A 23,628-nucleotide genomic window follows, 5' to 3' on the forward strand; every position below is an offset into this window, starting at 1 on the left:
GACATGGTCGGTGCGTGGAAGCCGTAGTCGATGAGCCGCTTCGCCACGTCGTCGACCGAGACGCCGGTCGCGGCGGTGATCGGGCGCAGGTCGAGGATGCACTCGTGCGCGACCAGGCCGGACTCGCCGCGGTAGAGCACCGGGAAGTGCTCGCCGAGGCGGGCGGCGACGTAGTTGGCCGAGAGCACCGCGACCGCCGTCGCGCGGGTCAGGCCCTCGGCGCCCATCATCCGGATGTAGGCCCACGAGATCGGCAGGATGCCGGCCGAGCCGAAGGGCGCGGCACTGATCGCGCCCGTGCCCTCGCGACGCTCGGCGTCGGGGTGCAGCGGGTGCGTCGGCAGGTACGGCGCGAGGTGCGAGCGCACCGCGACCGGGCCCACGCCGGGACCGCCGCCGCCGTGCGGGATGCAGAACGTCTTGTGCAGGTTCAGGTGCGAGACGTCGCCGCCGAAGCGGCCCGGCTGCGCGTAGCCCAGCAGCGCGTTGAAGTTGGCGCCGTCGACGTACACCTGGCCGCCGTGCTCGTGCACGACGTCGCAGAGGCTCGGTGATGGTCTCCTCGTAGACCCCGTGAGTCGAGGGATAGGTGACCATGATCGCGGCGAGGGTCTCGCTGTGCTGCTCGCACTTGGCGCGCAGGTCGTCGAGGTCGACCGTGCCGTCGTCGTGGGCCTTGACGACGACGACCTTCATCCCGGCCATCACCGCGGACGCCGGGTTGGTGCCGTGCGCCGAGGACGGGATCAGGCAGACGTCGCGCTGCTCCTGGCCCTGGGCACGGTGGTAGTTGCGGATCGCGAGCATGCCCGCGAACTCGCCCTGCGCGCCGGCGTTCGGCTGGATGGAGACCCGGTCGTAGCCGGTCACCTCGGCCAGCCACGACTCCAGCCTGCTCGATGAGCCTGCCGGTAGCCCTCGGCGTCCTCGGCCGCGACGAAGGGGTGCAGGTTCGCGAAGCCGGCCAGCGAGATGGGCTCCATCTCGGTGGTCGCGTTGAGCCTTCATCGTGCACGAGCCGAGCGGGATCATGCCGCGGTCCAGCGCGTAGTCGCGGTTCGAGAGCCGCGCGAGGTAGCGCAGCATCGAGGTCTCGTTGTGGTGGGTGTTGAAGACCGGGTGGGTCATGTAGTCGGTGGTCCGGGCGAGGTCCTCGGGCAGCCCGGGCGCCCCCTCCGCCGCGACGGTCTCGACGCCGAAGGCGCCCAGCAGGGCGGCGAGCGTGGACTCCCCCGCGGTCTCCCCGAACGCGACGCCCACGGTGTCGTCGTCGACGCGACGGAGGTGGAGGCCGGCCTCCCGAGCCGCACCGACGACCTCGCCGGCCCGCCCGGGCACCCGTACGGTCAGGGTGTCGAAGAAGGCTCTCGTTGACGACCTCGATGCCGGCCGCGTCGAGGGACGCGGCGGCACGACGGGCGAGACCGTGGATGCCGGCGGCGATCTCCCTCAGGCCCTGCGGCCCGTGGTAGACGGCGTACATCCCGGCGGTGACGGCGAGGAGCACCTGCGCGGTGCAGATGTTCGAGGTCGCCTTGTCGCGGCGGATGTGCTGCTCGCGGGTCTGCAGCGCGAGCCGGTACGCCGGACGGCCCTCCGCGTCGACCGAGACGCCCACCAGGCGTCCGGGCAGGCTGGCGCTCCAGGCCCTCGCGCACCGCGATGAAGCCGGCGTGCGGGCCGCCGTAGAACAGCGGGACGCCGAAGCGCTGCGCGGAGCCGACCACGACGTCGGCACCGAGCGTGCCGGGCGCCTCCAGCAGGGTGAGCGCGAGCAGGTCGGCGGCTACGACCGCGAGGCCGCCGCGCTCGTGAACCGCGTCGATGACCGGCTTGAGGTCGGCGATCCGGCCGGACGCGCCGGGGTACTGCACCAGGACGCCGGAGACCTCACCCTGTGCCAGGCTCCGGGGGAGGCCGTCGGTCAGGTCGGCGACGAGGATCTCGATGCCGATCCCCTCGGCGCGGGTGCGGACCACGTCGATGGTCTGCGGCAGCGCGTCCGCGTCGACGACGAACGGCCCGGAGGCCTTGCGGTTGGCGCGGAAGGCCAGCGCGACGGCCTCGGCGGCCGCCGTGCCCTCGTCGAGGAGGGAGGAGCCCGCGGTGTGCAGGCCGGCCAGGTCGGCGACCATGGTCTGGAAGTTGATGAGGGCCTCGAGACGGCCCTGCGAGATCTCCGGCTGGTACGGCGTGTACGCGGTGTACCGGACTCGGGTCCTCGAGCAGGTTGCGCCGGATGACCGCCGGGGTGACCGTGGCGTGGTAGCCCAGCCCGAGCATCGGCTCGCCGGGGACGTTGGCCGCGGCGAGGGCACGGAGCTCGGCGGCGGCCTCCTCCTCACCGACCGCGGCGGGCAGGCTGCAGCGGGTCGGTCGAGCGGATGGACTTCGGCACGGCGGCGTCCATCAGCCCGTCGAGCGAGCGGTAGCCGAGCCGGTCGAGCATGGACGCGACCTGGGCGTCGTCGGGTCCGATGTGACGCTTCACGAAAGGGGCACTCATCAGGCAGGGTTCCTCGGGATCGAATGGGTTCGAGCCCTCCCCCTCTGTCAGCGCAGCGTCGCGCCTCCAGAGTTGCCTGGTCCGCACGGTCCGGGCGCCTGAGAGGTTCCGGGGAGGAATTGCCCCTTCGGCGCAGGCTCACGTCCGAGGACGCGTCCTGACTCTCCCGTGCGGGATGAACAGCGAGACCATCGTAGCCGCAGAGCGGCCCGACGGGGGCCTTCAGCCCGCGTTGCGGGCGGCGCGTCGCGCGGCGAGCTCGTCGCCCGCCACGTCCTCGGCGTCCTCGGTGTCGCTGGCGCTCTCGCTGGGCAGTCTGCGCCAGCGTGCCCTCGATCTCGCGCCACACGCCGCCGATCGCGATGCCGAAGACGCCCTGGCCACCCTGCAGCAGGTCGATGACCTCGTCGTTGCTGGTGCACTCGTAGACCGAGGCGCCGTCGCTCATCAAGGTGACCTGGGTCAGGTCGTCGGTGCCGCGCTCGCGCAGGTGGCCGACCGCCGTGCGGATCTGCTGCAGCGAGATGCCGGCGTCGAGGAGCCGCTTGATGATCTTGAGGATCAGGATGTCGCGGAAGCCTGTAGAGCCGCTGCGAGCCGGAGCCCTTGGCGCCGCGCACGCTCGGCTCGATCAGGCCGGTGCGGGCCCAGTAGTCGAGCCTGGCGGTAGGTGATGCCGGCGGCGTTGCACGCGGTCGGACCGCGGTAGCCCAGGTCGCTGGGGAGCGGCGAGACGTCATCGGTGAAGAGCAGGCCCTGCTCCTCGGCGACAGCGGTCGCCACAGCGGAGTCCTGACCGACCTTCTCGGGCTGCTGCTCGTTCACGGGGTCCTCCAGCCTGGGGCGCGGCATTGCACTGCTGTCATTCGACTCTTCAAGGTACGGCGCCGGACTCGTACCGGTCAAAGACGTCACCGGGCGTGTCGGCAAAACCCTCAGGCTCAACTTGAGGCTGAGGCTCAGCGGTCGGACTCGAAGTCCTCCGGCGAGACGTGGTCGAGGAACTCGCGGAACGCCTCGACCTCGTCCTCCTCCTCGGCCGGCGCGGCGATGCCCGCCTCGGCGAGCACCTCCTCGGAGCAGTAGATCGTCGTACCGGTCCGCAGGGCGAGGGCGATCGAGTCCGAGGGCCGCGCGCTGATCTCGGCACCGGTGTCGAGCACCAGCGTCGCGAAGAAGACGCCGTCCTTGACGTCGGTGATCCGCACCTCCGACAAGCTCGCTGCCGGTCGCGGCGAGCAGGCTCCTTCATCAGGTCGTGCGTCAGCGGCCGGGGCGGTACGACGCCCTGCTGGGCGAACGCGATCGCGGTGGCCTCCACGGCGCCGATCCAGATCGGCACGTAGCGCTCGCCGGTCGTCTCCCGCAGCAGCACGATGGGCTGGTTGGACGGCATCTCCACCCGGACTCCCAGGACATCCACCTCGCGCATACGAGAAGCCTACTCGTGTCGTGATGAGCCCGGACGCGCAGATGCGCAGGACCGGCTGCGCGGCGGGAGGCGCACGACCGGCAGCCTTGCTGCCGCCATCACGCGCCGGAGACGCGCGCGGTCACATCCTACGGAGACCGGCCTTCACCAAGGTGGCGTGCAGCCGCACGGAGAGGGCGGCGATCTCGCTCACGGCCTCCTCGGCGCGGGCCGAGGCGCCGGCGTCGCGGCCCCGGCGCGGGGCGACGACCTGCTGGATGAGGCCGACCTCGCGGTCGGCGGCGGTGCGGAAGGCGCGCAGGTGGCGCGGCTCGATGCCGAAGTCGGCGAGTCTCGCTCGCGGTCTGCGCGATCACCAGCGCGTCGGTGTCGTAGTGCCCGGTCGCCGAGGGCGTGATGAGCGCGAACTCCTCGAGCCTGGGCGAGCAGGTCGGCGTCGATCTCGGCCACCTTGATGAGTCTCCTTGCGCGAGAGCCGCAGGCTTGTCGGTGCGACGGAAGGACTCCGGCGCGGGCAGGCCGTCAGAGCCGACGGCGACCTTGGGCACGGTCGGCACGACCGGCTCGGGCTCGGGCGGCTGCAGGCCGCGGTCCATCGCGTCGAGGTGCTCGCCGATGACCTTGAGCGGCAGGTAGTGGTCGCGCTGCATGCGCAGGATGTAGCGCAGCCGGGTGATGTCGCCCTCGGAGAACTTCCGGTAGCCCGACGGCGTCCGCTCGGGCTTGATCAGCCCCTCGGACTCCAGGAACCGGATCTTCGGGATGCTGACGTCCTCGAACTCGGTGCGCAGGCGGTCGAGCACCTGCCCGATGTTGAGCAGCGGCTCGCGCTCGCCGCGGGCGACGGCAGCGACCATGCTCAGTGGCTCTCGTGACCGGCGAAGAAGACCAGGCGGTACTTGCCGACCTGCACCTCGTCGCTGTCCTTGAGCGTCGCCTTCTCGATCCGGTCGCGGTTGACGTAGGTGCCGTTGAGGCTTCCGGCGTCCTCCACCGTGAAGTCTGTCGCCCACGCGGCGGAAGACCGCGTGCCGCCGCGAGACGGTGACGTCGTCGAGGAAGATGCCGCTCTCCGGGTGGCGTCCGGCGCTCACCTCGTCGGCGTCGAGCAGGAACCGGCTGCCGGCGCCGGGACCCTTCTGCACCACGAGCAGCGCGTGGCCCACGGGCAGCGCGTCGACCGCAGCGGCGTCGACGGGGCTCAGCGCCCGGTCGGAGGTCTCGACCCGGTCGCCGCCACCGAACTGGATGGTCGCGGTGGCATCGGTGACGACCGGCGCGGCGGGAGCGGCGTCCGGCGCGACGAGCCGGTTGCCGCACTGCGAGCAGAAGCGGGCGTCGTCAGGGTTCTGCCGGCCACAGGCGGTGCAGAACGGCATGGGGAAACTCCTTGGGTCCGGGACGGCTACTACGAACGTACCGGATCAGCCGTCGAGCCTGGGCCTCGTACGCCGACGCGTCGAGCAGGCCGTCGACGTCACCGGGCGTGGCGGGCACGACCTCGAAGAGCCAGCCGGCGCCGTACGGGTCGTTGTTGACCAGGCTCGGGCGTGGCGTCGAGCGCCTCGTTGACGGCCACGATCTCGCCGCTCACCGGCGCGTAGACGTCGCTGACGGACTTGGTGGACTCCAGCTCGCCGCACGCGTCGCCGGCGGCGACGGTGGCCCCGACCTCGGGAAGCGAGACGTAGACGATGTCGCCGAGGGCGTCCTGGGCGTAGTCGGTGATGCCCACGCGGACCGAGCCCGCCGCGTCGCCGGGCGTGCGCAGCCACTCGTGCTCGACGGTGTACTTCAGGTCAGCCGGGTTCGTCATGGCGAGAAGGCTACTGCCCCTGGTCGGGCAGGGCGTAGCGAGGCTCGTCGCGTTTCGCGACCGCCTCGATGTCGACCGTGCGCAGGCTCCTCGACCTTGACGTCGCCGCCGTCGCTCTTGATCTGGCGCTTGGGGCCGAGGGTGAAGTCGATCGCGCCGCGCAGGACGTCCGGCTCGCCGATCGCGTCGATGACGTAGGGCGCCTCGACCCGCTCGCCGCCGACGAGGAAGCCGCCGTCGGTGTTCTCGAAGGAGGTCTGCGCCACCACCCGGGCGGTGCCGTTGATCGCGATCGCCTCGGCGCCGACGGTGCGCAGCCCCTGGATGGTGTCGAGCAGCGAGCCGAGCTTCGATGCGGCCGTTCTCCTCGGTGATCGTGATCCGCACGCCGGGCCCGGTGACCGGGACCAGCCCGGCGAGGATGTTGAGGGTGTCGACGTCGCCCTGGGCCTGGTCGATCGCGGCCTGCCGCTTGGTGGTGTCGTCGCGCAGCCCCGTGGCGACGCCCTCGAGCCGGTCGATCTCGGCCTCGGTGCGCTGCCGGGTCCCGGACAGCCCGTCGAGCAGGTCGATGAGGTCCTGCTCGCGCTGCCCGGCGTAGGTCTCGTCGGTGTCGTTGAGGCGCACCTGGGTCACCGCACCGAAGCCGACGAGCGCCATCAGCAGGCCGGCAACGACCTGGCGGCGCGAGGGCCGCAGCAGCGCCCGGCGCAGGCGCTCGGTGGGGGTCACCTCGCGAGCGGGCTCGGGGGCCGGCTCGGGAGCCTGGTCCGGGGGCGGGCTCGGTGTCAGGCATGGAAGACATGCCTCCGGATGGCGGCGACGTTGGTGAAGATCCGGATTCCGAGGACCACGATCACGCCGGTCGAGAGACTGGCCACCGACGCCGAGCCGGTCGCCGAGGTAGACGATGCCGGCCGCGATCACCACGTTGCTCAGGAACGAGACCACGAAGACCTTGTCGTCGAAGATCCCGTCGAGATAGGCCCGCAGCGCGCCGAAGACCGCGTCGAGCGCCGCCACCACGGCGATGGGGAGGTACACCTCGAGGCCGGCGGGGACGTCCGGCTGGAAGACCAGGCCGAGGGCCACGCCGACGATCAGTCCGAGCACCGCGATCACGGGCGGTCACCTCCGTCGTTCTTCGTGGGCTTCGTCGGCTTCGCGGACGAGAGCCGCGGCAGCGTGCCCGAGGCCGCGGGCAGGCGCAGCCCGTCGGCCTTCTCCATCGCGAAGTCGTAACCGAACTGCTGAGTGATGCCGATGAAGGTCAAGCCGGCTCCCGAGTCGACGAGGTTGGCGGACAGCGTGCGTTGGTCGCCGATCGCCAGCACGGTGTACGGCGGCGCGATCCCCACCCCGTTGACCTCGACGGCGACGCCGGAGTTCCGGATGCCGCTCAAGGCGGTCAGTCGCTGGCCGTTGATGGCGATCGCCTCCGCGCCCGCGCCCCACAGCGCGTCGGCGAGCAGGGCGAGGTCGGAGTCGCGGATCTCGGTGTCCTCGTCGGCGTACCGCGGGTTCTTCAGCACCACCCGGACACCGTCCCCGCGGACCACCTCGAACCCGGTGGAGGCGCCCAGCGAGGTGCGGTCGGCCTGCACCCGGCCGAGCCGCGTCCCCAGCGCTCGCAGGTCGTCCTCGGCGGCGGTGTTGGCGCCGCGCAGGGCGGAGATCTGCTCCTGCTCGGTGTCCACCCGGCCGCGGAGGGCCTCGACCCGCTTGATGAGGCTGGCCCGGCTGGCGTCGTTGACGTCGGCGTTCTGCGAGGTCTGCACCGCGGCGACCGTGACCAGGGCCGCGAAGGCGGCGACGACCAGCACGACACCGAGCCGGCGGCCGGGGCGGCCGGGCGTCTCCGCGCCGCGGCGCGAGGCCGCCGTCTGGTAGTCGCGGTCGAGCGCCTCCTGCGTGACGAGGGTCAGCAGGGGCATCCGGGCGCGGTCGAGGGTGTCGTTCACGACGACCCGTCCGTGCGGGAGCGGGGCTCGGTCGTGGCGAGGAGCCTTGCGCACCTGCCAGGCGTAGAGGACCCCGGCCCACCAGTAGAGACCGATCCCCCACAGCGCCAGCGACCACCCGAAGATCTGGGCGAGCGTGGCGATCGTCCCCTCCCTGTCGCCGAGCAGCAGGAGCGGGAAGGCGTAGAGCAGGTTGAAGGTCGCGGCCTTGCCGAGGAAGTGCACCGGCAGGGCGCTGTAGCCCCGGGTGCGCAGCAGGGGCACCAGGCCCCACAGGACCAGGTCGCGCAGGGGCAGCGAGAGCGCCACCCACCACGGGATGACGTCGCGCAGCGCGAGCCCGACCACCACGGCCAGGATGTAGAGCCGGTCGGCGACCGGGTCGAGCAGCCGGCCCAGCTCCGAGGTCTGGTTCAGCCTTGCGCGCCAGCCAGCCGTCGAGGAAGTCGGTGACGCCGGAGACCATCAGCACGACCAGCGCCCACACGTCCTCCTCCGGGCCGAGCACCAGCCAGAGGAACAAGGGGACGCCGAGCAGGCGCGACGCGCTGATCAGGTTCGGCAGCGTCAGCACCCGGTCGGTCGCGCGCTCCTCGCGCGTCACCGCTTCACCCACGGACGACACCCTAGTGTCACGAGGCGGTCGTCGCGTCGTCGGAGTGAGCCGCGTCGCGGATCTCTCCGACGAGCTCCTCGATCACGTCCTCCAGGGCGGCGACCCCGAGCGTCGTACCGTCCCCCTGCACCACGCGCGCCATGTGCGCGCCCCGGCGCTGCAGCACCTCGAGCGCGTCGTGCAGGAGCGTGTCGGCGCTGACCGTGGCGAAGGGGCGGATCCACCGGTCGGCGACGGGCCGCTCGCGGCGCTCCTCGTCGGGCTCGAGGACGTCCTTGATGTGGAGGTAGCCGATCAGGCTCCCCCTCGTCGGAGACGACCGGGAAGCGGCTGAACCCGGTGGCCGCGCACAGCGCCTCGACGTCGGCACCGGTCGAGCCGCGGACGACGGTCGCCAGCGACCCGGGGGTCATCATCACCTCGGCGACGGTCTTCTCGGTGAAGCCGAGAGCGCCGGAGAGGCGGTCGTACTCGTCCTCGGCGAGCAGGCCCTCGCCGTGGGACTCCTCGACGAGCGCGGCCACCTCCTCCCGCGTGTACGTCGAGCCGAGCTCCTCCTTCGGCTCGATCCGCAGCAGCCGGAGGATCGCGTTGGCGACTGCGTTGATCGACACGATGAGCGGGCGCAGGACGAGCACGATGCCGTACATCGGCGGACCGAGGATCAGCGCGGCGCGGTCCGGTCCGGCGAGCGCGATGTTCTTCGGCACCATCTCGCCGAGGACCACGTGCAGGTAGACCACGATCATCAGGGCGAGCACGAAGGCGACCGGGTGCAGCCAGCCCTCGGGCACGCCGACCTCGTGGAAGACCGGCTCGATCAGGTGCGCGAGCGCGGGCTCGCCGACAGCACCGAGGCCGAGCGAGCAGACCGTGATGCCGGTCGCGCGCCGGCCATCATCCGCGAGACCTGCTCCATCGCGGTCAGCGTGATCGCGGCCATCCGCGAGCCGGCCTGGGCACGCGGCTCGATCTGGCTGCGACGTGCCGAGATCAACGCGAACTCGGCGCCGACGAAGAAGGCGTTGGCCGCCAGCAGGAAGACGGCGAGCAGCACCCCACCGAAGTCACCCATCGGCCGGCTCCTCCTCCACGCGCAGGGAGAGCCGGTCGATGCGCAGCCCGTCCATGTGGTCCACGGTCAGCACGGCCCGGCGGAGCGGAGCATCCTCGTCGTCGCCGGAGGTCGCCACCGGCAGGGGCACGACGGCCTCGTCACCCGTCACCGGGATCCGCCCCAGCACCTTGAGCACCAGCCCGGCCACCGTGTCGTAGTCCTCGCTCTCCGGCAGGCTCGATCCCGGAGAGGTCCTCGACCTCGTCGGGCCGCAGCAGCCCGGACAGTGCCCAGGTGCCGTCGCGGCGCAGCCGGGCGCGGCTGCCGGTGCGGTCGTGCTCGTCGGCGATGTCGCCGACGATCTCCTCGATGACGTCCTCCAGGGTGACGATGCCGGCGTGGTCGCCGTACTCGTCGAGGACGATCGCCATCTGGAAGCCGTCGGCCCGCAGCAGCGCGAGCAGCGGGTCGAGCCGCAGCGAGTCGGGCACCACGATCGGCTTGGCCATCAGGTGCTTCACCTTGGTGGTCGAGCGCTCGTGCAGCGGCAGCGCAACGGCGTTCTTGACGTGCACCGTGCCGACGACGGCGTCGGTGTCGTCGAGCACCGGGAAGCGGGAATTGCCGGACTCGCGGGCCAGCGCGATCACCGCGCTGGCGCGGTCGTTGGCCTCCAGGCTCCGGGTCCGCACCCGCGGCGTCATGATCTCCCCCGCGGTCCGGGTGCCGAACTCCACCGAGCGCTCCATCAGGCTCGGCGGTGTCGGCGTCGAGGGTGCCCTCGTCCGCGGAGCGCTGGATCAGCGAGGCCGACTCGGTGACGCTGCGCGCGGAGCGCAGGCTCCTCCTGGGGCTCGATGCCGAGGCGGCGCACGATGGCGTTCGCGCTGCCGTTGAGCACCCGGATCGGGCCGCTGGCCACGGCGGTGAACGCACGCATCGGGCGCTGGGTGACACGGGCGGTGAGGTAGGGCAGCGAGATGGCGACGTTCTTGGGCACCAGGCTCGCCGATCAGCATCGTCATCAGGGTGCTCAGCACCAGCCCGGTGGTGACGGCCACCGGGGTGACCGCGCCGCTCGAGACGCCGGCGTCCTCCAGGGGGCCGCGGAGCAGGCTCCGCGATGGCCGGCTCGGCCAGGAAGCCGATCGCGAGGTTGGTGATCGTGATCCCGACCTGGGCCCCGGAGAGCCTGGGTCGACAGCGTGCGCAGCGCCTTCTGCAGGCCGAGCGCGGAGGCGTCACCGGCGGCGGCGGCGCGGTCGACCTGACCCCGGTCGACGGTGACGAACGCGAACTCGGCGGCGACGAAGAGCCCGCACGCGAAGATCAGGAGGATGGCGAGTCCCAGCAAGAGCCAGGCGGTCATCGAGGTCCTTCAGGAGGTGAACGGGAGAGCCACCACCCTAGAACATCGCGCGTCACCCGTGCCGGGCGCGGCCGATCTCGGCGTACCACTCGATGAGGTCGGGGTCGTCCACGCTGCCCGGGTCGTACGACGCACCGAGTGCCTGCCCGGCCAGCACCTTCTTCACCGGCACCTCGAGCTTCTTGCCGGTGCGGGTGTGCGGGATCCCGGGGGCGGCGATCACGACGTCCGGCACGTGGCGCGGCGAGGCGTGCGTCCGGACGGCGTCCCGGATCCGCGCGTCCAACCCCTCGTCGAGTCTCCACCCCGTCCGCGAGCACGACGAACAGCGGCATCCAGTAGCCGCCCCCGTCCTCCTCCAGCCCGATCACCAGCGCCTCGCGGACCTCCGGCAGCGCCTCGACCGGCTCGTAGATGTCGCCGCTGCCCATCCGGATGCCGTTGCGGTTCAGGGTGGCGTCGGAGCGGCCGTGGATCACGACCGAGCCGTGGTCGGTCAGCGTGATCCAGTCGCCGTGGCGCCACACGCCGGGGTAGGTGTCGAAGTAGGCGTCGCGGTAGCGACTGCCGTCCTCGTCGCCCCAGAAGAACAGCGGCATCGAGGGCATCGGCCGGGTGACGACGAGCTCGCCGACCTCCCCGCGCACCGGCCGGCCCGCCGGGTCGAAGGCGTCGAGAGCGACCCCGAGGCAGGGCCGCGACAGACTCGCCGGGCCACACCGGCACGTGCGGCGCCGGGCCGACGAAGGCGCTCACCACGTCGGTGCCGCCGCTGATCGAGCAGATCTGGACCTCCGGCCCCAGCGCGTCCTGGAGTGCCTCGTGGCTGGTCGCCGGGAAGGTCGAGCCGGAGATCCCCACCCGGCGCAGCCGGCTCAGGTCGTGGCCCTGCGGCCCGACGCCGGCCTTCTGGCACGCCGCGACGTAGCCCGGGCTCATCCCGAGCACGCTCACGCCGTGCTCGGCCGCCAGCGCCCACAGGCCGTCGGTGCCGGGCTGGGCCGGGCTGCCGTCGTAGGCCACCACGGACGCGCCGGTCAGCAAGCCGCCGACCACGAAGTTCCACATCATCCAGGAGGGCGTGGTGTACCAGAGCAGGCGCTCACCCGGCCCGAGGTCGAAGTGGTACGCCGCCACCTTCGCCTGCTCCAGCAGGGCGCCGCCGTGGCCGTGCACGATGCCCTTGGGCTTGCCTGTCGTGCCGGACGAGAAGAGCACCCACAGCGGGTGGCCGAAGGGCAGGTCCGCCGTCTCCAGGCTCGGCATCGGCGCCGGTCGCGGCGGCCCAATCCTCGCTGCCGACCTCGATCGTCGCCGCGAGGCTCGGCAGCGCCGCGGTCAGGCTCGGCGACCACCGCGGTGCGGTCGTGCACCTTGCCCCCGTGCACGTACGACGCCGCGTGCACCAGCACGACCGGGTCCAGCCTGCTCGAAGCGGGCCAGCGCCGCCGAGGCGGCGTAGTCCATGCCGCAAACCGACCAGACCGCGCCGATGCTGGCCGCGGCGAGCAGGGCGACGATCGTGTCGGGGGTGTTGGGCAGGTAGCCGACGACGCGGTCCCCCTCCCCCACGCCCAGGCGGCGGTACGTCGCCGCGAGGCTCGCCACCTGCCGGCGCAGACTCGCCCCACGTCAGGCTCCCGGGTCGCGGCCGGATCCTCGGTGGCACCGATGACGGCGACCTCGCTGGCGGGCCGGCCGTCGAGGATCGCGGCGGCGTAGTTGACCCGGGCCTCGGGGAACCAGACCGCGCCCGGCATCCGCTCCTCCGCGAGCGCGGGAGCCGGCAGCGCGAAGCCGAGGTGCTCGGCGACGTTGCTCCAGAAGACGCCGAGCTCGTCGACGGACCAGGCGTGCAGGTCGTCGTACTGCGCGGGGGTGCCGGCGGCGAGGGGGCGGCCGGTGGCGGCCGCGGCGTGCTGGGCGAAGTCCTCGATCCGGCTCATGGGCGCCAGCCTAGTGACGGCGCTCACCCACCGGTCACCCCCCGAAGGAGGGGGCGCCCGCGATGGCGCGGACGTCGTCGCCGCCGGTCGCCGAGACCCAGCCCCGGCCGGGCTCCAGTCGTCGGATGGTGCGGGCGGGCACGCCGCCGACGACCGCGTGGTCCTCCACGACGCCGCGCACCACGGAGCCGGCGGCGACCACGACGTTCCGCCCGATCGTCGTACCGGGCAGGATCATCGCGCCGTGGCCGATCCAGGACCCGGAGCCGATCACGACCGGCTGGTGACTGCCGAACTGCAGGCCGACGGGCACGTCGGGGTCCTGGTAGCCGTGGCTGGCGTCAGAGACGAACACGTCCTGGCCGAACCACACGTCGTCGCCGATCGCGATCGACTCGTGCGCGGTGACGCAGGCGCGGGCGCCGATGACGCAGCGCTCGCCGATGACCAGGCCGCGCGCGGGGAGCGACTCCTGGTCCGGGCCGTAGCCGACCGAGAGCGTGGCGTACTTGCCGATCAGGGTGTCCCGGCCGACGTGGATCGCCTGCGGGTTGACCACCGTGGCGATCGGGAACGCCAGGCAGGCGCCCGGCGCGAAGGAGCCGAACTGGTCGGCGAGGTCGGTGCCCGGCGCGACGTCGCCGACCCGCTCGACCCACTGCCAGGCAGCGAGGACCGAGCGGTTGAGGAGACGGCGGAGGGCGGGCACCGGGTGAGGTTACCGAAACGCAACATTCGCCGTGGGTTCTCAGTTCGTTCGCGTGCGGCGACGGGCCGTAGCCTTCGCTGGTGCAGGACCCTCGTTCCCCCCAGGTGATCGCCTACTTCGCCGACGACCCGACCCGGGTCTACCAGACTGCTCCAGTGGCTGCCGGTGCTGGAACGGCTCGACGCCACCCACCCGGTGGCCGTGCTGACCCGGGATGCCGGGAGCCGCGACGTCGTGGCCGAGCGGACCACGCTGCCGGTGCTGTTCGCGCCCGGCTTCAACGACCTCGCCGCGCAGTACGACGCACTGGACGCCAAGGTCGTGCTCTACTGCAACAACTCCGCGCTCAACTTCAACTCGCTGCTCGACGGCCGGATGCTGCACGTGCACATCAACCACGGCGAGTCCGACAAGCACAGCATGGTCAGCAACAACGCCAAGGCCTACGACCGCGTGTTCGTCGCCGGCGAGGCTGCCGTCCAGCGGCACCGCGCGGCACTGATGGAGGCTCGACGAGTGGCGTCTGGTGCGCGTCGGCCGGCCGCAGCCTGGACCTGCGCCCCGCTCCCCTGCTGCCGCCCAGCGATCGTCGTACCGTGCTGTACGCGCCGACCTGGGAGGGCGACGCGGACTACAACTGCTACACCTCGGTCGACGTGATGGGTGCCGCCATCGTGCGCCAGGTGCTGGCCGTGCCCGGCGTGCGCCCTGGTCTACAAGCCGCACCCCAAGGTCACCACCAGTCAGGTGGCGGCGGTCCGCGAGGGCCACCAGGCGATCCTCGACCTGCTCGAGCGCGCCGCCGAGCAGGACCCGGAGGCCGGGCACGCCGCGATCTGGCAGGGCGACATCCTCGCCGTCTTCCCGGGCTGCGACGCGATGGTCACCGACGTGTCCTCGGTCGGCCTGGACTGGCTCTACCTGCAGACCGACAAGCCCATCCTCGTCACCGACCGGTACGACGACGCCGAGCGGCTGCGCCAGGAGGTCCCGGTCAGCCGGTGCGCCGACGTGGTCGACGCCGCCACCCTGCCCGGCCTGACGCAGCTGCTGGCCGCGCGGCTGGACCACGACGAGCACCGGATGGCGCGGGCAGCGATGCGGCACCACTACTTCGACGACAACGGGGTCGGCGACTCCACCGTGCGCTTCGTCGACGCGGTCGGCGCGTTGGTGGAATTGCGTGACCGGCTGCAGGGCGCGAGCCCCGCAGCCGGCCTCGAGGAGTCTGCCTAGCCGGTCCTGCCGCTCAGTAGCGGTAGGTCGTGACGTAGTTGTTCGAGAAGGCTCGTGTAGTAGCCGTTGCTGGGCTTCACGACGGCCCGGAAGTGGGTGCGGCGGGCGTAGACCGGCAGACTTGACCGACCAGGCGCTGGTGCTCGTCGTACGCACGCCCTTGTAGGTCACCCAGCGGCACGAGGTGCTGGTCGGCGAGGCGCAGGTCGACTTCTGGATCGTGACCACGCGGCGGGCGTACGACGGGGTGACCTTGCCGTAGAACACCCGGGTCGAGCGGCGGAAGTTGTCGTGCAGGTTGCGGCGGACGTTGACGCGCACCGTGGCCGAGACCGACGGGTTGACGACGGTGCCCTCGACCGTGGTGCCCGCGAAGTAGAGCCGGTAGTCGGCCGAGTACGACGGGATGGTGGTCCAGGTCGGGGTCGGGTCGCTCTGGGTGAGGTCGCGGCGTGGCGGCAGCGTGGCCCACGCGGTCTGGCCGACGATGCGGCGCTGCAGGTAGGTCGCGCCGGGGTAGCGCGGCGTCGTGTCACCGGCTTGGGTGACCCAGCCCTCGAAGGTGACGGCGCTGCCGTGGCGGACCAGCGCGTAGTTGCGCTGCAGGTGGGCGACGGTCTGGACGCCCGCGGCATGGGCCGGAGCGCTGGTGACGGCGACGAGCGAGAGGGTGCTCGCGAGCAGGGCGAGGACCGTCAGGCCGACGCGCCGCAGTGAGGTGAGATGCATGGGTGGTGCCCCCGGGATCAGGATGGGTGACGGTTCTGCGACGGACGCCGCAGCCGGAGGCTACCGGTTCCCTCCTCCCCCCAGGACGAAACCCCGCCCGCCCGCTCGGGGTGGTCGTCGGACCTGCCTGAGAGGCTGGTGCCATGGCCGACGACACCGCTTCCGTCTACGCCGCCGAGGACCTGTTGGCCGGCTGGCTCGACGAGGCCGCCCGCACCCCGGGCACGCCGCTGCGGGTGACGGTGGGCTCCAGCGTGCGCGAGCCTGGAGCCGGAGACCGAGCCGCGGTTCACCGACCCTGCCCACGTCCAGGAGTTCGTGGACCGCGTGCTGGCCCACCTGCGCGCCACCGGCAGCCGGTACGACGACGGCACCGGGCTCGACCTGGCCGATGTCCCGGTCGTCGTCCGCGCCCGGCGCGGGCACCGTCAGGCGCACTACGAGCGCGGCGACCTGCCCGTGCGCGGGGTGATCGCGATCCCGCCGCGCGAGGTCGGCGGCTCGTGGTCGCTGCGGGCCGCGGTCGTGCTGCACGAGGTCGCCCACCACCTCGCCGGGGTGGACGGGCACCCGGCCGCGTTCCGCACCACCTTCGTGCGCCTGCTGGAGGACATCGGGATGCCGGTGCTGGCGGACCTGCTGCACACGGCGTACCAGGCTCTCGGGGCTGGACACCGGCGTCGACGGCGAGGACCGCACCCTGCTGCGGATCGGCCGGCTGCTGCGCCAGGCCGAGCGCACGAGCAACACGGCCGAGCGCGACGCCTTCTTCGCCAAGGCGCAGGACCTGGCGACCCGGCACCAGATCGCGCTGGCCGTGGCGCGGGCCAGCGCCCACAGCGAGGAGCACCGCCAGGACCCGGCCTGGGAGACGGTGCTGATCGGCGAGAGCGGCAAGCGCTCGCTGGCCCGCTACGTCCGGCTGCTCCCTGGAGATCGCCCGGGCCAACGACGTGCGGGTCGCGATCTACACCAGCAACACCCGGGTCACCCTCTACGGCTTCCCCACCGACATCGCCGTGGTGAAGGCGCTCTACGCCTCGCTGGTCACCCAGATGGTCGCCGACGGCGACGCCCACCTGCGCTCGGGGGCGCACAAGGCCGACACCCGGCAGGTCTGGGACGTCCGGCGGCGCCGCTGGGAGCTCCGGCCGGTGCACGGCTCGACGGCGCGGGCGGCGTTCTACGAGGCCTGGGCCGACCACGTCGGGGAGCGGCTCGCCCGCTCCCGCGACGAGGCGCGGGCAGCGGCGATCGCGGCTGAGCCGGTCGATCCGGCGACGCCGGCCCGGCCCACCTCGACCGAGCCTGGCGCTGCGCGCCAAGGAGGTCGAGGTCGTCGACTACTTCGCCCGCATGCAGCGCGACCACGGGATCCGCGGCACCTGGAAGGGCACCGCCTCGGCGGCCTCCGCGGCGCCCGGCTCCCGCGACGCCGGGGTCGCGGCCGCCGCGCGGGCACGACTCGGCACAGAGCGCGCCCTCGGCGGCTGAGCGGCCGGCGAGGAGTAGCGTCGGCGTCGTGCTGACCGTGGTCGTCGCGTTCACCGCGAACCTGCTCATCGCGGTGGCCAAGTCGGTCGCCGCGGCCGTCACCGGCTCCGCCTCGATGATCGCCGAGGCTGCGCACTCGTGGGCCGACGCGGGCAACGAGGTGTTCCTGCTCATCGGCGAGCGCAAGGCGGCCCGGCCGCCGGACGAGAGCCACACGCTGGGCTACGGCCGGGTCGGCTACGTGTGGTCGATGTTCGCCGCCTTCGGGCTCTTCACCGTCGGCGCGGCGGTGTCGGTGTGGCACGGGGTGCAGTCGCTGGGTGCCGAGGAGGAGGCGCCGTCGTACACCTGGGCCTACGTGGTCCTCGCGATCGCCTTCGTGCTGGAGGGCATCTCCTTCCTGCAGGCGCTGCGCGAGGCCCGCTCGGCCGCCGTACGACGCCGGATCTCGCCGCTGCGCTACCTCCGGCTGACGTCGAACCCGATGCTGCGCGCGGTCTTCGCCGAGGACTTCGCCGCCCTGATCGGGCTGGCCGTCGCCTTCGTCGGCATCCTGCTGCACCAGGTGACCGGCAACCCGGTCTGGGACGCGATCGGCTCCATCGTCGTCGGCGTCCTGCTGGGCGTGGTCGCGCTCTTCCTGATCCGCCGCAACATGGACTTCCTCACCGGCGAGACGGTGACCCCGCTGACCCGCGACGTGGCGCTGCGCGCACTGCTCGCGCACCCCGAGATCGCCCGGATCAGCCTACCTGTACATGGAGTGGGTCGGTGCCGACCGGATCTTCCTGGTCGCGGCCGTGGACCTGGTCGGGGACGCGCCGGAGTCCGACGTGGCCGAGCGGCTGGGCCGGATCGAGGACCAGCCTGCACGACCGTCCCGAGATCACCCGGGCGGTGCTCACCCTGACCCGGCCCGGCGACCGGACCGACCTGCAGCCGGCCGACGCCGCCGACTGAGCGGCCGACGGGATCAGGCGGCGCGGGCGGGCTCGCTGCGGAACCGGTTGGGCCGGCCGTCGATGCCCAGCGCCCGCCAGAGCCGGCGGGAGACGGGGTTCATCAGGCGGGCCTCCTCGGCGAGCATCCGCACGTCCCCGAACATGTCGCGCAGCATCTCCCGCGCCTCGGGGCTCTCCCACCACACCTCGCGCACGACCTCGGGCGGGATGCCCATCGCCCGGCGTGCCTTCGGGCTCGGTACGACGATGACGTCGGCCAGGGTGCGCATGAGGACCGGCATGATCAGCGAGGCGAGACCGCGGCGCACCCGGCCCAGGCGGGGCGAGCGGTGCTCCAGGAACTGGTGGGCGAAGCCGATGTGCCGGGCCTCCTCCGCGACGTGGATCTGGCTGATCCGGCGCAGCAGCGGGTGCATCTCGGCCGCCGAGCGCAGCATCACCTTCTGCACGTGGTCGATCGGCTCCTCGCCACCGAGAACGCCGATGAAGAAGGTGAAGGGCAGGTGCTTGGCCGCCAGCGGCAGGAAGGGCGCCAGGGCCCGGAAGCTCCAGGGCGCACCGGCGACGTCGAGCCCGGTGCGGTTGACGAACTCCTGGAACATCTGGGTGTGGTGGCACTCCTCGGTCGCCTCGTGCGTGGAGTAGCGGAACTCGGGGCGGCCGTTGGGCAGGGTCAGGCAGTACATCATCAGGCCCGCGATGAGCACCTGCTCGAACTGCAGGCCGACCTTCACGACGTTGGTCTGGCGGTAGAAGCCGACCTCGATCTGGCGCTCCCGCGGCAGCGACCGGTACCACTCCGTGCGGCCCAGGGCGTCGATCTCCGGCAGGATCCAGCGCGGGTCCTGCGGGTCGATCGCCAGCGCCGGGTCGTCCCACGCGATGTCGACGAAGGCGTCGAAGTGGTGCTCGACCGACGCCTCGGAGAGCGTGCGGAGCAGGTGGTGGTAGTCCTGCTGGCTGGTCCCGATGCTGCCCATGGACCGACGGTAGGCCTCCGCCGGTCTATCTGCAACCGTTGGTAACGGATATTGTCGGAAAGCGCACCGCGTCGCTCATCCTCGACCCGCCGGGCGGGCGGAAGGTCGCGGCGTACGACGCGCTGCGCAAGTTCCCCACCCTGAAGAAGAACCTGCACCTGGGCGGCACCGACGACCTGCGGCGCTCCTTCGGGGAGGACGGTGGCGCCGAGGGCTGCGGAACCGACTTCGGCGAGATCGAGAAGTGGGCCGGCGAGCGCGCGGCCCTCGCCGTCGTACCGCTCGACCCCACGCCCGTCGTCGTGCTGCAGGTCTCCGACGACGAGCCCGAGGCCGGCCTCGACCGGCGACATCGGATCAGTCTGGACTCACGTCCGCCGCCAGCGCCTTCTTCACCGCCAGGTAGAAGGTGTCGGAGACGAGCAGACTCCGGGTGAGACTGCGCTGAACCGTCTCGAGGACGACGGTGTCGGCGTCCACGATGCCTGCCACGATCTGCGCCTGCGCGACGGGGTGGGCGATCCACAGGAACTCCCCCTCGGCGAAGAGCGGGCGCAGGTTGCCGAGCGCGAAGTAGGTGAACGAGTCGCCCACCAGCGCCGTGCGCCCCGGGACCAGGCCCGCACTCGGTGCGGTGGTCCACCGGTGGGTCCCGTAGACCGGAGTGCCTTCGTCCCAGTGGTCGCTCCCGGCGCTCTCGCGCACCTCTCCCCCGGCGCTCACGTCCGCCGAGGCCGCCTCCTCGTCGAAGTCGAGGCCGGCGAGCAGGGTCAGGTCACCGGTCTTGCTCCGCTGGCCCTTCCGCACCTCCAGCCGTGCCGCCAGGGCCGGGTCGAGCCTCTCGGCGAGCCGGCGGGCCAGGACTGCGGTGCCGACTGAGCTCCAGTGCGTGTCGGTGCGCCAGAAGGGCTGCTCCCCCGCGGCGACCATGTCGGCGAGCGGTGCGCGCATGGCGACGTACCGGGGGTCCGAGAAGCGGTCGAGCGTCCGGTCCTGGGCCGGCAGGGCATCGGCGGCACAAGCTGCCGGTCGGCAGGTGGCGCGGCAGGTTCGCGCCGACGACCGCGGACTTGTTGGGGCCGACGAAGAAGAGGGAGCGACGTCCGGAGCTCTCGATGAGCCGCGCAAGCCGGGCGAGCCTGACCAGGGCGCGGCGGTAGCCGCCGCGGTCCGCGCACGCGAGGTCGAACTCCTGGCCGAGGTAGAGCGTGTCGTCGCGTCCGCGGAGTACCTGCGGCGTCGGCGCCGTCGCCCCTGCGGCACCCGCGCCGGTGGCCCGGGCGCCACCCGCGGCGGCAGGCAGCGTGCCGAGCAGGTGGTAGTCGACCCAGGCGTTGGCACGCACCGCGTTCTCACGGCCGGGCAGGTGGTCGGAGGCCCACGGCGCCAGTGCGTCGAGGGCGCCCCAACCGTCGGCCGGGTCGGGCGCCTCGGCGAGCGGCCGGTTCTCGAAGGCCGAGGGCCGCTCCCCGGTGACGTAGAGCAGTGCCGGCCCGAAGACGAACAGGAGGGCGACGAGTCCGGCGACTCCGCGGTACCAGCGCACGTGGGTCTCCGATCAGAACTGGAAGTAGAGGAAGGGACTGAAGGCTGCCCGCGACGGCGACCATCGCCGCCACCGGCGCGACGACCAGGGCGACGACCCGGGCGGCCGTCTGGCGGCGTGCCGAGGTCGCATCCAGGCCGTCGATGGTGCGGCCCATGGTCAGCGAGCCCGGGATCAGCGCGAGCAGGGGCACGAGCGCCAGCAGCACCCACTCGTGGGGCGCGGTGGTCACGAGCAGGTCGGGCGCGAGGCCCCAGGCGGGCTCGGTGAGCCGGTCCGGGCGCAGCATCGCGCCAGCCATCCGGCCGAACTCGCCGAGGTCCGCCGCTCGGAAGAGCACCCAGCCGAAGATCACCAGCACGAAGGTCCCCGCCCGTCGTACGGCCGCATGGCGCTCCACCTTCGCCAGCCCGGTCGCACGCTCCACGATCAGCAGGGCACCGTGGTAGACGCCCCACAGCACGAACGTCCAGGCCGCGCCGTGCCACAGGCCGGTGGCGAGGAAGACGATCACCAGGTTGCGGTAGGTGTGTGCGGTGCCGCCACGGTTACCACCGAGCGGGATGTAGAGGTAGTCGCGGAACCAGCGCGACAGCGACATGTGCCAGCGCCGCCAGAAGTCGGTGATCGAGACCGCGGAGTAGGGCCGGCGGAAGTTCTCCGGCAGGCGCAGGCCGAACATGATCGCCAGGCCGATCGCCATGTCGGAGTAGCCGGAGAAGTCGAAGTAGATCTGGCCCGTGTAGGCGATCGCGCCCACCCACGCGGTGGCGAAGCCTGGGGTGCGAGGAGGCGAACGCGGTGTCGGCGATCGAGGCCAGGGAGTCGGCGATGACGACCTTCTTGAACAGCCCCCAGGCGAAGCGCGGGAAGCCGTCGACGAAGTCGGCCCAGCGGTCGTGATGCTGATGGTGAAGCCTGGTCGGCGATCTCGTGGTAGCGCACGATCGGGCCGGCGATGAGACTGCGGGAACATCGCGATGTACGTCGCGAAGGTCAGGGGGTTGCGCATCGGCGGCCGGGTGCCGCGGTAGATGTCGACGACGTAGGACAGGTGGTGGAAGGTGAAGAAGGCTGATCCCGATCGGCAGGGCCACCTCGATGACCGGCGAGCCCGAGCCACCGAGTGCCCGGTCGATCTGGTCCACCGCGACGCTGGCGAAGCCGAGGTACTTCCACACCGCGAGCACGGCCAGGTCGCCGGAGACCGTGGCGACCAGGATCGCCTTCGGGGTGAGCACCCGAGGCGGACGCGGGCGCCGGCGGGCGCGGCCGATGGCGAGCCCCGCGGAGTAGTTGATCGCCATCATGGCGAGCAGCAGGAGGACGAACTCCTTGCCCCCGACGGCGTAGAAGGCGATCGAGAAGACCGCGAGGATGCCGTTGCGGAAACGCTGCGGGAGGACCCAGTGGGCCACGAGCACCGCGGGCAGGAAGTACCACAGGAACAGCGGCGCCGCGAACGACAAAGGTCCCCCTCGGCTCGCTCGGCCACCGGCTCCCGCCGCCGGATGCGGTTCGGTCGGGCTGACAGGATTTGAACCTGCGACCCCCTGACCCCCAGTCAGGTGCGCTACCAAGCCGCGCTACAGCCCGAACACTCCGCACGGGATCGCCGTTCGGAGCGGGGGGGAACACTACCCCAGCACCGTCGCCGGTCCCGAATCGCCTCGCCGGACGTCACCGGAAGTCGCGCGAGGACTGCCGCGCCTGCAGGGCCGCGCCGGTGCCGGGCAGCACGGTGTCGAGGGAGACGACCCGGTCGGCGACCAGGTTGGTGACGCCGTCCTCGCGCTCGACGATGCCGCGGACCACCACCGCGACCTTGTTGCGGGCGGCCGGGCGGGAGGACTTCATCACCCCCGGGGAGCAGACCACGTTGAGCATCCCGGTCTCGTCCTCGACGTTGAGGAAGGTGATCCCGCTGGCGGTGCCCGGACGCTGGCGGTGGGTGACCAGGCCGGCGACGTGCACCCGGCGGCCGGGCTCGGCGGTGCGCAGGCTCCTCGACCGAGCGGATGCCGGCGGTGGTGAGCCTGGGCGCGGAAGTGCTCGACGGGATGGACGTCGGTGGAGATCCGGGTCGACCACAGGTCGGCGAGGGTGACCTCCATCGGGCTCATCCCGGGCAGGCTCGGGTGGGGCCGGTGCGGGAGTGCTGCCGGGGAGCAGGCCGTCGTGCTCGGCGTACCCCGCCATCCAGATCGCCTGGCGCCGGTCCAGCCCGAAGCCGTCGAAGGCGCCGGCCGTCGCCAGCGCCTCCAGGCTGAGCGGTGGTGAGAGCGGCGCGGCGGGACAGGTCGCGGAGGTCGGCGTACGGCGCGGTGGCCCGCTCGGCCACGATCCGCGCCGCGAGCTCGGCGCCGATCCCCTTGACCTCGTCGAGGCCGAGCCGGACGGCCAGCCCGTCGTCGTAGCGGTGGCGGTCGGTGCCGATCGGCACGCACGGCTCCAGCCCGGCCCGGGCGCCGGAGCGGGCGATGTCGGGCGGCAGCACGGTGACCCCGTGGCGGCGGGCGTCGGCGACCAGCGACTGCGGGGAGTAGAAGCCCATCGGCTGGTTGCGCAGCAGCCCGGCGAGGAAGGCGGCCGGGTAGCGCAAGCTTGAACCACGACGAGGCGTAGACCAGCAGCGCGAAGGCGAGCGCGTGCGACTCGGCGAAGCCGAAGCCGGCGAAGGAGAGGATCTTGACGTAGATCGCGTCCGCCTTGTCGCCGGTGATCCCCTTGGCGGTCATCCCGGCGTAGAGCCTTGTCCTTGACCTTCTCGATCCGCTCGATGCCGCGCTTGGAGCCCATCGCGCGGCGCAGCAGGTCGGCGTCGTCGTGGCTGCAGTCGCCGAGGGCGACCGCCATGGCCATCAGCCTGCTCCTGGAAGAGCGGGACGCCGAGGGTCCGGCCGAGGATCGGCTCCAGATCCGGGTGGTCGTAGACCACCGGCTCCCGGCCCATCGCGCGGCGGATGTAGGGGTGCACCGCGCCGCCCTGGATCGGGCCGGGGCGGATCAGCGCGATCTCGATGGCCAGGTCGTAGAAGGCTGCGCGGCTTGAGCCGGGGCAGGGTGCCGATCTGGGCGCGCGACTCCACCTGGAAGACCCCGATCGAGTCGGCCCGGCAGAGCATGTCGTAGACCTCGGGCTCCTCCTTCGGGATCGTCTCCAGGGCCCAGCGCCGGCCGGTGTGCTCCTCGATCAGCCTGCATCATGTGGTCGAGCGCGCCGAGCATCCCCAAGCCGAGCAGGTCGAACTTCACCAGCCCCATCGACT

30 protein-coding genes, 1 tRNA gene, 11 pseudogenes and 1 riboswitch are annotated in these 23,628 nt (G+C 72.2%); of the genes and pseudogenes, 7 read left to right on the plus strand and 35 right to left on the minus strand.

Going from position 1 to position 23,628, the window contains the following annotated elements:
• Nucleotides 1-2 precede the first annotated feature (2 nt).
• From G5V59_RS35765 to G5V59_RS05205, 26 genes and pseudogenes are all read right to left on the minus strand, one after another.
• Nucleotides 3-230: pseudogene (locus G5V59_RS35765) on the minus strand (hypothetical protein); the annotation flags it as partial.
• Between the two features lie 200 nt (nt 231-430).
• Complete coding sequence (locus tag G5V59_RS35770; protein ID WP_341350853.1) at nt 431-1,738, minus strand: hypothetical protein; 1,308 nt, start codon at nt 1,736-1,738, stop codon at nt 431-433.
• A pseudogene (locus tag G5V59_RS35775) lies at nt 1,695-2,177 on the minus strand (glycine dehydrogenase (aminomethyl-transferring)); the annotation flags it as partial. The gene G5V59_RS35770 and the pseudogene G5V59_RS35775, both read right to left, overlap by 44 nt.
• A 97-nt stretch (nt 2,178-2,274) precedes the next feature.
• Nucleotides 2,275-2,361 (minus strand): annotated as a pseudogene (locus tag G5V59_RS35780) (hypothetical protein); the annotation flags it as partial.
• Nucleotides 2,342-2,491, minus strand: coding sequence for a hypothetical protein (locus G5V59_RS35785; RefSeq protein ID WP_341350854.1), 150 nt, complete (start codon nt 2,489-2,491; stop codon nt 2,342-2,344). The pseudogene G5V59_RS35780 and the gene G5V59_RS35785, both read right to left, overlap by 20 nt.
• Nucleotides 2,492-2,582: 91 nt before the next feature.
• Nucleotides 2,583-2,685: riboswitch (glycine riboswitch) on the minus strand.
• A gap of 43 nt (nt 2,686-2,728) precedes the next feature.
• A pseudogene (locus G5V59_RS05110) lies at nt 2,729-3,358 on the minus strand (MerR family transcriptional regulator).
• A 107-nt stretch (nt 3,359-3,465) separates the two neighbouring features.
• Nucleotides 3,466-3,938: pseudogene (locus G5V59_RS05115) on the minus strand (bifunctional nuclease family protein).
• A gap of 128 nt (nt 3,939-4,066) precedes the next feature.
• On the minus strand, nt 4,067-4,795 hold the full coding sequence (locus G5V59_RS05120; RefSeq protein ID WP_341350855.1) for a MerR family transcriptional regulator: 729 nt from the start codon (nt 4,793-4,795) through the stop codon (nt 4,067-4,069).
• A gap of 2 nt (nt 4,796-4,797) precedes the next feature.
• Nucleotides 4,798-5,317: pseudogene (locus tag G5V59_RS05125) on the minus strand (FHA domain-containing protein).
• A complete protein-coding gene (locus G5V59_RS35790) occupies nt 5,280-5,435 on the minus strand; it encodes a hypothetical protein (RefSeq protein ID WP_341350856.1) in 156 nt (51 codons plus the stop codon). Before G5V59_RS35790 ends, G5V59_RS05125 begins: the two are co-directional and overlap by 38 nt.
• Complete coding sequence (gene gcvH, locus G5V59_RS35795; RefSeq protein WP_341351132.1) at nt 5,416-6,414, minus strand: glycine cleavage system protein GcvH; 999 nt, start codon at nt 6,412-6,414, stop codon at nt 5,416-5,418. Before gcvH ends, G5V59_RS35790 begins: the two co-directional genes overlap by 20 nt.
• Before the next feature lie 128 nt (nt 6,415-6,542).
• Nucleotides 6,543-6,876, minus strand: a pseudogene (locus G5V59_RS05135) (small basic family protein).
• Complete coding sequence (locus G5V59_RS35800; protein ID WP_341351133.1) at nt 6,873-8,132, minus strand: DUF881 domain-containing protein; 1,260 nt, start codon at nt 8,130-8,132, stop codon at nt 6,873-6,875. Before G5V59_RS35800 ends, G5V59_RS05135 begins: the two are co-directional and overlap by 4 nt.
• 58 nt (nt 8,133-8,190) lie before the next feature.
• Nucleotides 8,191-8,340, minus strand: a pseudogene (locus tag G5V59_RS35805) (hypothetical protein); the annotation flags it as partial.
• 7 nt (nt 8,341-8,347) lie between these two features.
• The gene (locus G5V59_RS35810) at nt 8,348-8,701 is read right to left on the minus strand and encodes a CBS domain-containing protein (protein ID WP_341350857.1); all 354 of its coding nucleotides are present in this window, start codon (nt 8,699-8,701) and stop codon (nt 8,348-8,350) included.
• 160 nt (nt 8,702-8,861) lie between these two features.
• Nucleotides 8,862-9,209: pseudogene (locus tag G5V59_RS05155) on the minus strand (CNNM domain-containing protein); the annotation flags it as partial.
• The gene (locus G5V59_RS05160; protein ID WP_278255793.1) at nt 9,152-9,406 is read right to left on the minus strand and encodes a CNNM domain-containing protein; all 255 of its coding nucleotides are present in this window, start codon (nt 9,404-9,406) and stop codon (nt 9,152-9,154) included. The gene G5V59_RS05160 and the pseudogene G5V59_RS05155, both read right to left, overlap by 58 nt.
• A complete protein-coding gene (locus G5V59_RS05165) occupies nt 9,399-9,596 on the minus strand; it encodes a transporter associated domain-containing protein (RefSeq protein WP_278255794.1) in 198 nt (65 codons plus the stop codon). The genes G5V59_RS05160 and G5V59_RS05165 overlap by 8 nt, the downstream gene beginning before the upstream one ends.
• Nucleotides 9,547-10,137, minus strand: a complete 591-nt coding sequence (locus G5V59_RS05170; RefSeq protein ID WP_278255795.1) for a CBS domain-containing protein — start codon at nt 10,135-10,137, stop codon at nt 9,547-9,549. Before G5V59_RS05170 ends, G5V59_RS05165 begins: the two co-directional genes overlap by 50 nt.
• Nucleotides 10,137-10,388, minus strand: coding sequence for a hypothetical protein (locus G5V59_RS05175; protein ID WP_278255796.1), 252 nt, complete (start codon nt 10,386-10,388; stop codon nt 10,137-10,139). The genes G5V59_RS05170 and G5V59_RS05175 overlap by 1 nt, the downstream gene beginning before the upstream one ends.
• A gap of 33 nt (nt 10,389-10,421) precedes the next feature.
• Nucleotides 10,422-10,757, minus strand: coding sequence for a CNNM domain-containing protein (locus tag G5V59_RS05180; RefSeq protein WP_278255797.1), 336 nt, complete (start codon nt 10,755-10,757; stop codon nt 10,422-10,424).
• A 52-nt stretch (nt 10,758-10,809) separates the two neighbouring features.
• Nucleotides 10,810-10,980 carry a hypothetical protein gene (locus tag G5V59_RS05185; RefSeq protein WP_278255798.1) on the minus strand — a complete coding sequence of 57 codons (171 nt, stop codon included), beginning with the start codon at nt 10,978-10,980 and terminating at the stop codon, nt 10,810-10,812.
• Entirely contained in the window at nt 10,977-11,933 is a 957-nt protein-coding gene (locus tag G5V59_RS05190; RefSeq protein WP_278255799.1) for an AMP-binding protein, read from the minus strand. Before G5V59_RS05190 ends, G5V59_RS05185 begins: the two co-directional genes overlap by 4 nt.
• 162 nt (nt 11,934-12,095) lie before the next feature.
• Nucleotides 12,096-12,365, minus strand: a complete 270-nt coding sequence (locus G5V59_RS05195; protein WP_341351134.1) for an AMP-binding protein — start codon at nt 12,363-12,365, stop codon at nt 12,096-12,098.
• Nucleotides 12,366-12,532: 167 nt separating this feature from the next.
• Nucleotides 12,533-12,703, minus strand: a pseudogene (locus G5V59_RS05200) (hypothetical protein); the annotation flags it as partial.
• A 34-nt stretch (nt 12,704-12,737) separates the two neighbouring features.
• Nucleotides 12,738-13,412, minus strand: coding sequence for an acyltransferase (locus G5V59_RS05205; RefSeq protein ID WP_278255800.1), 675 nt, complete (start codon nt 13,410-13,412; stop codon nt 12,738-12,740).
• A gap of 165 nt (nt 13,413-13,577) precedes the next feature.
• On the opposite strand from G5V59_RS05205, the gene G5V59_RS05210 reads away from it, so the two are divergent.
• The gene (locus G5V59_RS05210; protein WP_278255801.1) at nt 13,578-14,072 is read left to right on the plus strand and encodes a hypothetical protein; all 495 of its coding nucleotides are present in this window, start codon (nt 13,578-13,580) and stop codon (nt 14,070-14,072) included.
• A gap of 3 nt (nt 14,073-14,075) precedes the next feature.
• A complete protein-coding gene (locus G5V59_RS05215) occupies nt 14,076-14,648 on the plus strand; it encodes a CDP-glycerol glycerophosphotransferase family protein (RefSeq protein WP_278255802.1) in 573 nt (190 codons plus the stop codon).
• A 76-nt stretch (nt 14,649-14,724) separates the two neighbouring features.
• Here the strand turns inward: G5V59_RS05215 and G5V59_RS05220 are convergent, their stop codons facing one another.
• Complete coding sequence (locus G5V59_RS05220) at nt 14,725-15,120, minus strand: hypothetical protein (protein ID WP_278255803.1); 396 nt, start codon at nt 15,118-15,120, stop codon at nt 14,725-14,727.
• Between the two features lie 104 nt (nt 15,121-15,224).
• Here G5V59_RS05220 and G5V59_RS05225 point away from each other — a divergent pair, with 104 nt between their 5' ends.
• The 4 genes from G5V59_RS05225 (at nt 15,225) to G5V59_RS05240 (ending at nt 17,781) form a co-directional block, all read left to right on the plus strand.
• Nucleotides 15,225-15,365: a hypothetical protein gene (locus G5V59_RS05225; protein ID WP_278255804.1), complete on the plus strand. Its 141-nt coding sequence runs from the start codon at nt 15,225-15,227 to the stop codon at nt 15,363-15,365.
• Between the two features lie 330 nt (nt 15,366-15,695).
• Nucleotides 15,696-16,403 (plus strand): hypothetical protein, encoded by a 708-nt coding sequence (locus G5V59_RS05230; protein ID WP_278255805.1) that lies wholly within the window; start codon nt 15,696-15,698, stop codon nt 16,401-16,403.
• A complete protein-coding gene (locus tag G5V59_RS05235; RefSeq protein WP_278255806.1) occupies nt 16,331-16,906 on the plus strand; it encodes a hypothetical protein in 576 nt (191 codons plus the stop codon). The genes G5V59_RS05230 and G5V59_RS05235 overlap by 73 nt, the downstream gene beginning before the upstream one ends.
• Nucleotides 16,900-17,781 (plus strand): cation transporter, encoded by an 882-nt coding sequence (locus G5V59_RS05240; RefSeq protein ID WP_278255807.1) that lies wholly within the window; start codon nt 16,900-16,902, stop codon nt 17,779-17,781. Before G5V59_RS05235 ends, G5V59_RS05240 begins: the two co-directional genes overlap by 7 nt.
• Before the next feature lie 63 nt (nt 17,782-17,844).
• Here G5V59_RS05240 and G5V59_RS05245 read toward each other — a convergent pair whose 3' ends face one another.
• Nucleotides 17,845-18,813: a diiron oxygenase gene (locus G5V59_RS05245; protein ID WP_278255808.1), complete on the minus strand. Its 969-nt coding sequence runs from the start codon at nt 18,811-18,813 to the stop codon at nt 17,845-17,847.
• Between the two features lie 38 nt (nt 18,814-18,851).
• On the opposite strand from G5V59_RS05245, the gene G5V59_RS05250 reads away from it, so the two are divergent.
• Nucleotides 18,852-19,250 (plus strand): hypothetical protein, encoded by a 399-nt coding sequence (locus G5V59_RS05250; protein ID WP_278255809.1) that lies wholly within the window; start codon nt 18,852-18,854, stop codon nt 19,248-19,250.
• Here G5V59_RS05250 and G5V59_RS05255 read toward each other — a convergent pair.
• The 7 genes and pseudogenes from G5V59_RS05255 to G5V59_RS35830 form a co-directional block, all read right to left on the minus strand.
• Complete coding sequence (locus G5V59_RS05255) at nt 19,171-19,764, minus strand: hypothetical protein (RefSeq protein ID WP_341350858.1); 594 nt, start codon at nt 19,762-19,764, stop codon at nt 19,171-19,173. The two genes, G5V59_RS05250 and G5V59_RS05255, sit on opposite strands and share 80 nt — an antisense overlap.
• A gap of 401 nt (nt 19,765-20,165) precedes the next feature.
• Complete coding sequence (locus G5V59_RS05260; RefSeq protein ID WP_278255811.1) at nt 20,166-21,119, minus strand: MBOAT family O-acyltransferase; 954 nt, start codon at nt 21,117-21,119, stop codon at nt 20,166-20,168.
• A 762-nt stretch (nt 21,120-21,881) separates the two neighbouring features.
• Nucleotides 21,882-21,955: transfer RNA gene (locus G5V59_RS05265), tRNA-Pro, on the minus strand.
• A gap of 84 nt (nt 21,956-22,039) precedes the next feature.
• Complete coding sequence (locus G5V59_RS35815; protein ID WP_341350859.1) at nt 22,040-22,558, minus strand: OB-fold nucleic acid binding domain-containing protein; 519 nt, start codon at nt 22,556-22,558, stop codon at nt 22,040-22,042.
• Nucleotides 22,479-22,961 (minus strand): hypothetical protein, encoded by a 483-nt coding sequence (locus G5V59_RS35820; RefSeq protein WP_341350860.1) that lies wholly within the window; start codon nt 22,959-22,961, stop codon nt 22,479-22,481. Before G5V59_RS35820 ends, G5V59_RS35815 begins: the two co-directional genes overlap by 80 nt.
• Nucleotides 22,962-23,093: 132 nt before the next feature.
• Nucleotides 23,094-23,387 carry a hypothetical protein gene (locus G5V59_RS35825; RefSeq protein ID WP_341351135.1) on the minus strand — a complete coding sequence of 98 codons (294 nt, stop codon included), beginning with the start codon at nt 23,385-23,387 and terminating at the stop codon, nt 23,094-23,096.
• A 67-nt stretch (nt 23,388-23,454) separates the two neighbouring features.
• Nucleotides 23,455-23,556, minus strand: a pseudogene (locus G5V59_RS35830) (hypothetical protein); the annotation flags it as partial.
• Nucleotides 23,557-23,628 lie beyond the last annotated feature (72 nt).

The organism is Nocardioides convexus (assembly GCF_011090295.1).

Excerpts from the sequence above, each read along its gene's own strand:
- G5V59_RS05120 (WP_341350855.1), bottom strand. The coding sequence starts at position 4,795 with ATGGTCGCTGCCGTCGCCCGCGGCGAGCGCGAGCCGCTGCTCAACATC.
- G5V59_RS05255 (WP_341350858.1), bottom strand. The coding sequence starts at position 19,764 with ATGCGCGCACCGCTCGCCGACATGGTCGCCGCGGGGGAGCAGCCCTTC.
- G5V59_RS05245 (WP_278255808.1), bottom strand. The coding sequence starts at position 18,813 with ATGGGCAGCATCGGGACCAGCCAGCAGGACTACCACCACCTGCTCCGC.
- G5V59_RS05160 (WP_278255793.1), bottom strand. The coding sequence starts at position 9,406 with ATGGGTGACTTCGGTGGGGTGCTGCTCGCCGTCTTCCTGCTGGCGGCC.
- G5V59_RS05170 (WP_278255795.1), bottom strand. The coding sequence starts at position 10,137 with ATGGAGCGCTCGGTGGAGTTCGGCACCCGGACCGCGGGGGAGATCATG.
- G5V59_RS05180 (WP_278255797.1), bottom strand. The coding sequence starts at position 10,757 with ATGACCGCCTGGCTCTTGCTGGGACTCGCCATCCTCCTGATCTTCGCG.
- gcvH (WP_341351132.1), bottom strand. The coding sequence starts at position 6,414 with ATGGCGCTCGTCGGCTTCGGTGCGGTGACCCAGGTGCGCCTCAACGAC.
- G5V59_RS35815 (WP_341350859.1), bottom strand. The coding sequence starts at position 22,558 with ATGGCGGGGTACGCCGAGCACGACGGCCTGCTCCCCGGCAGCACTCCC.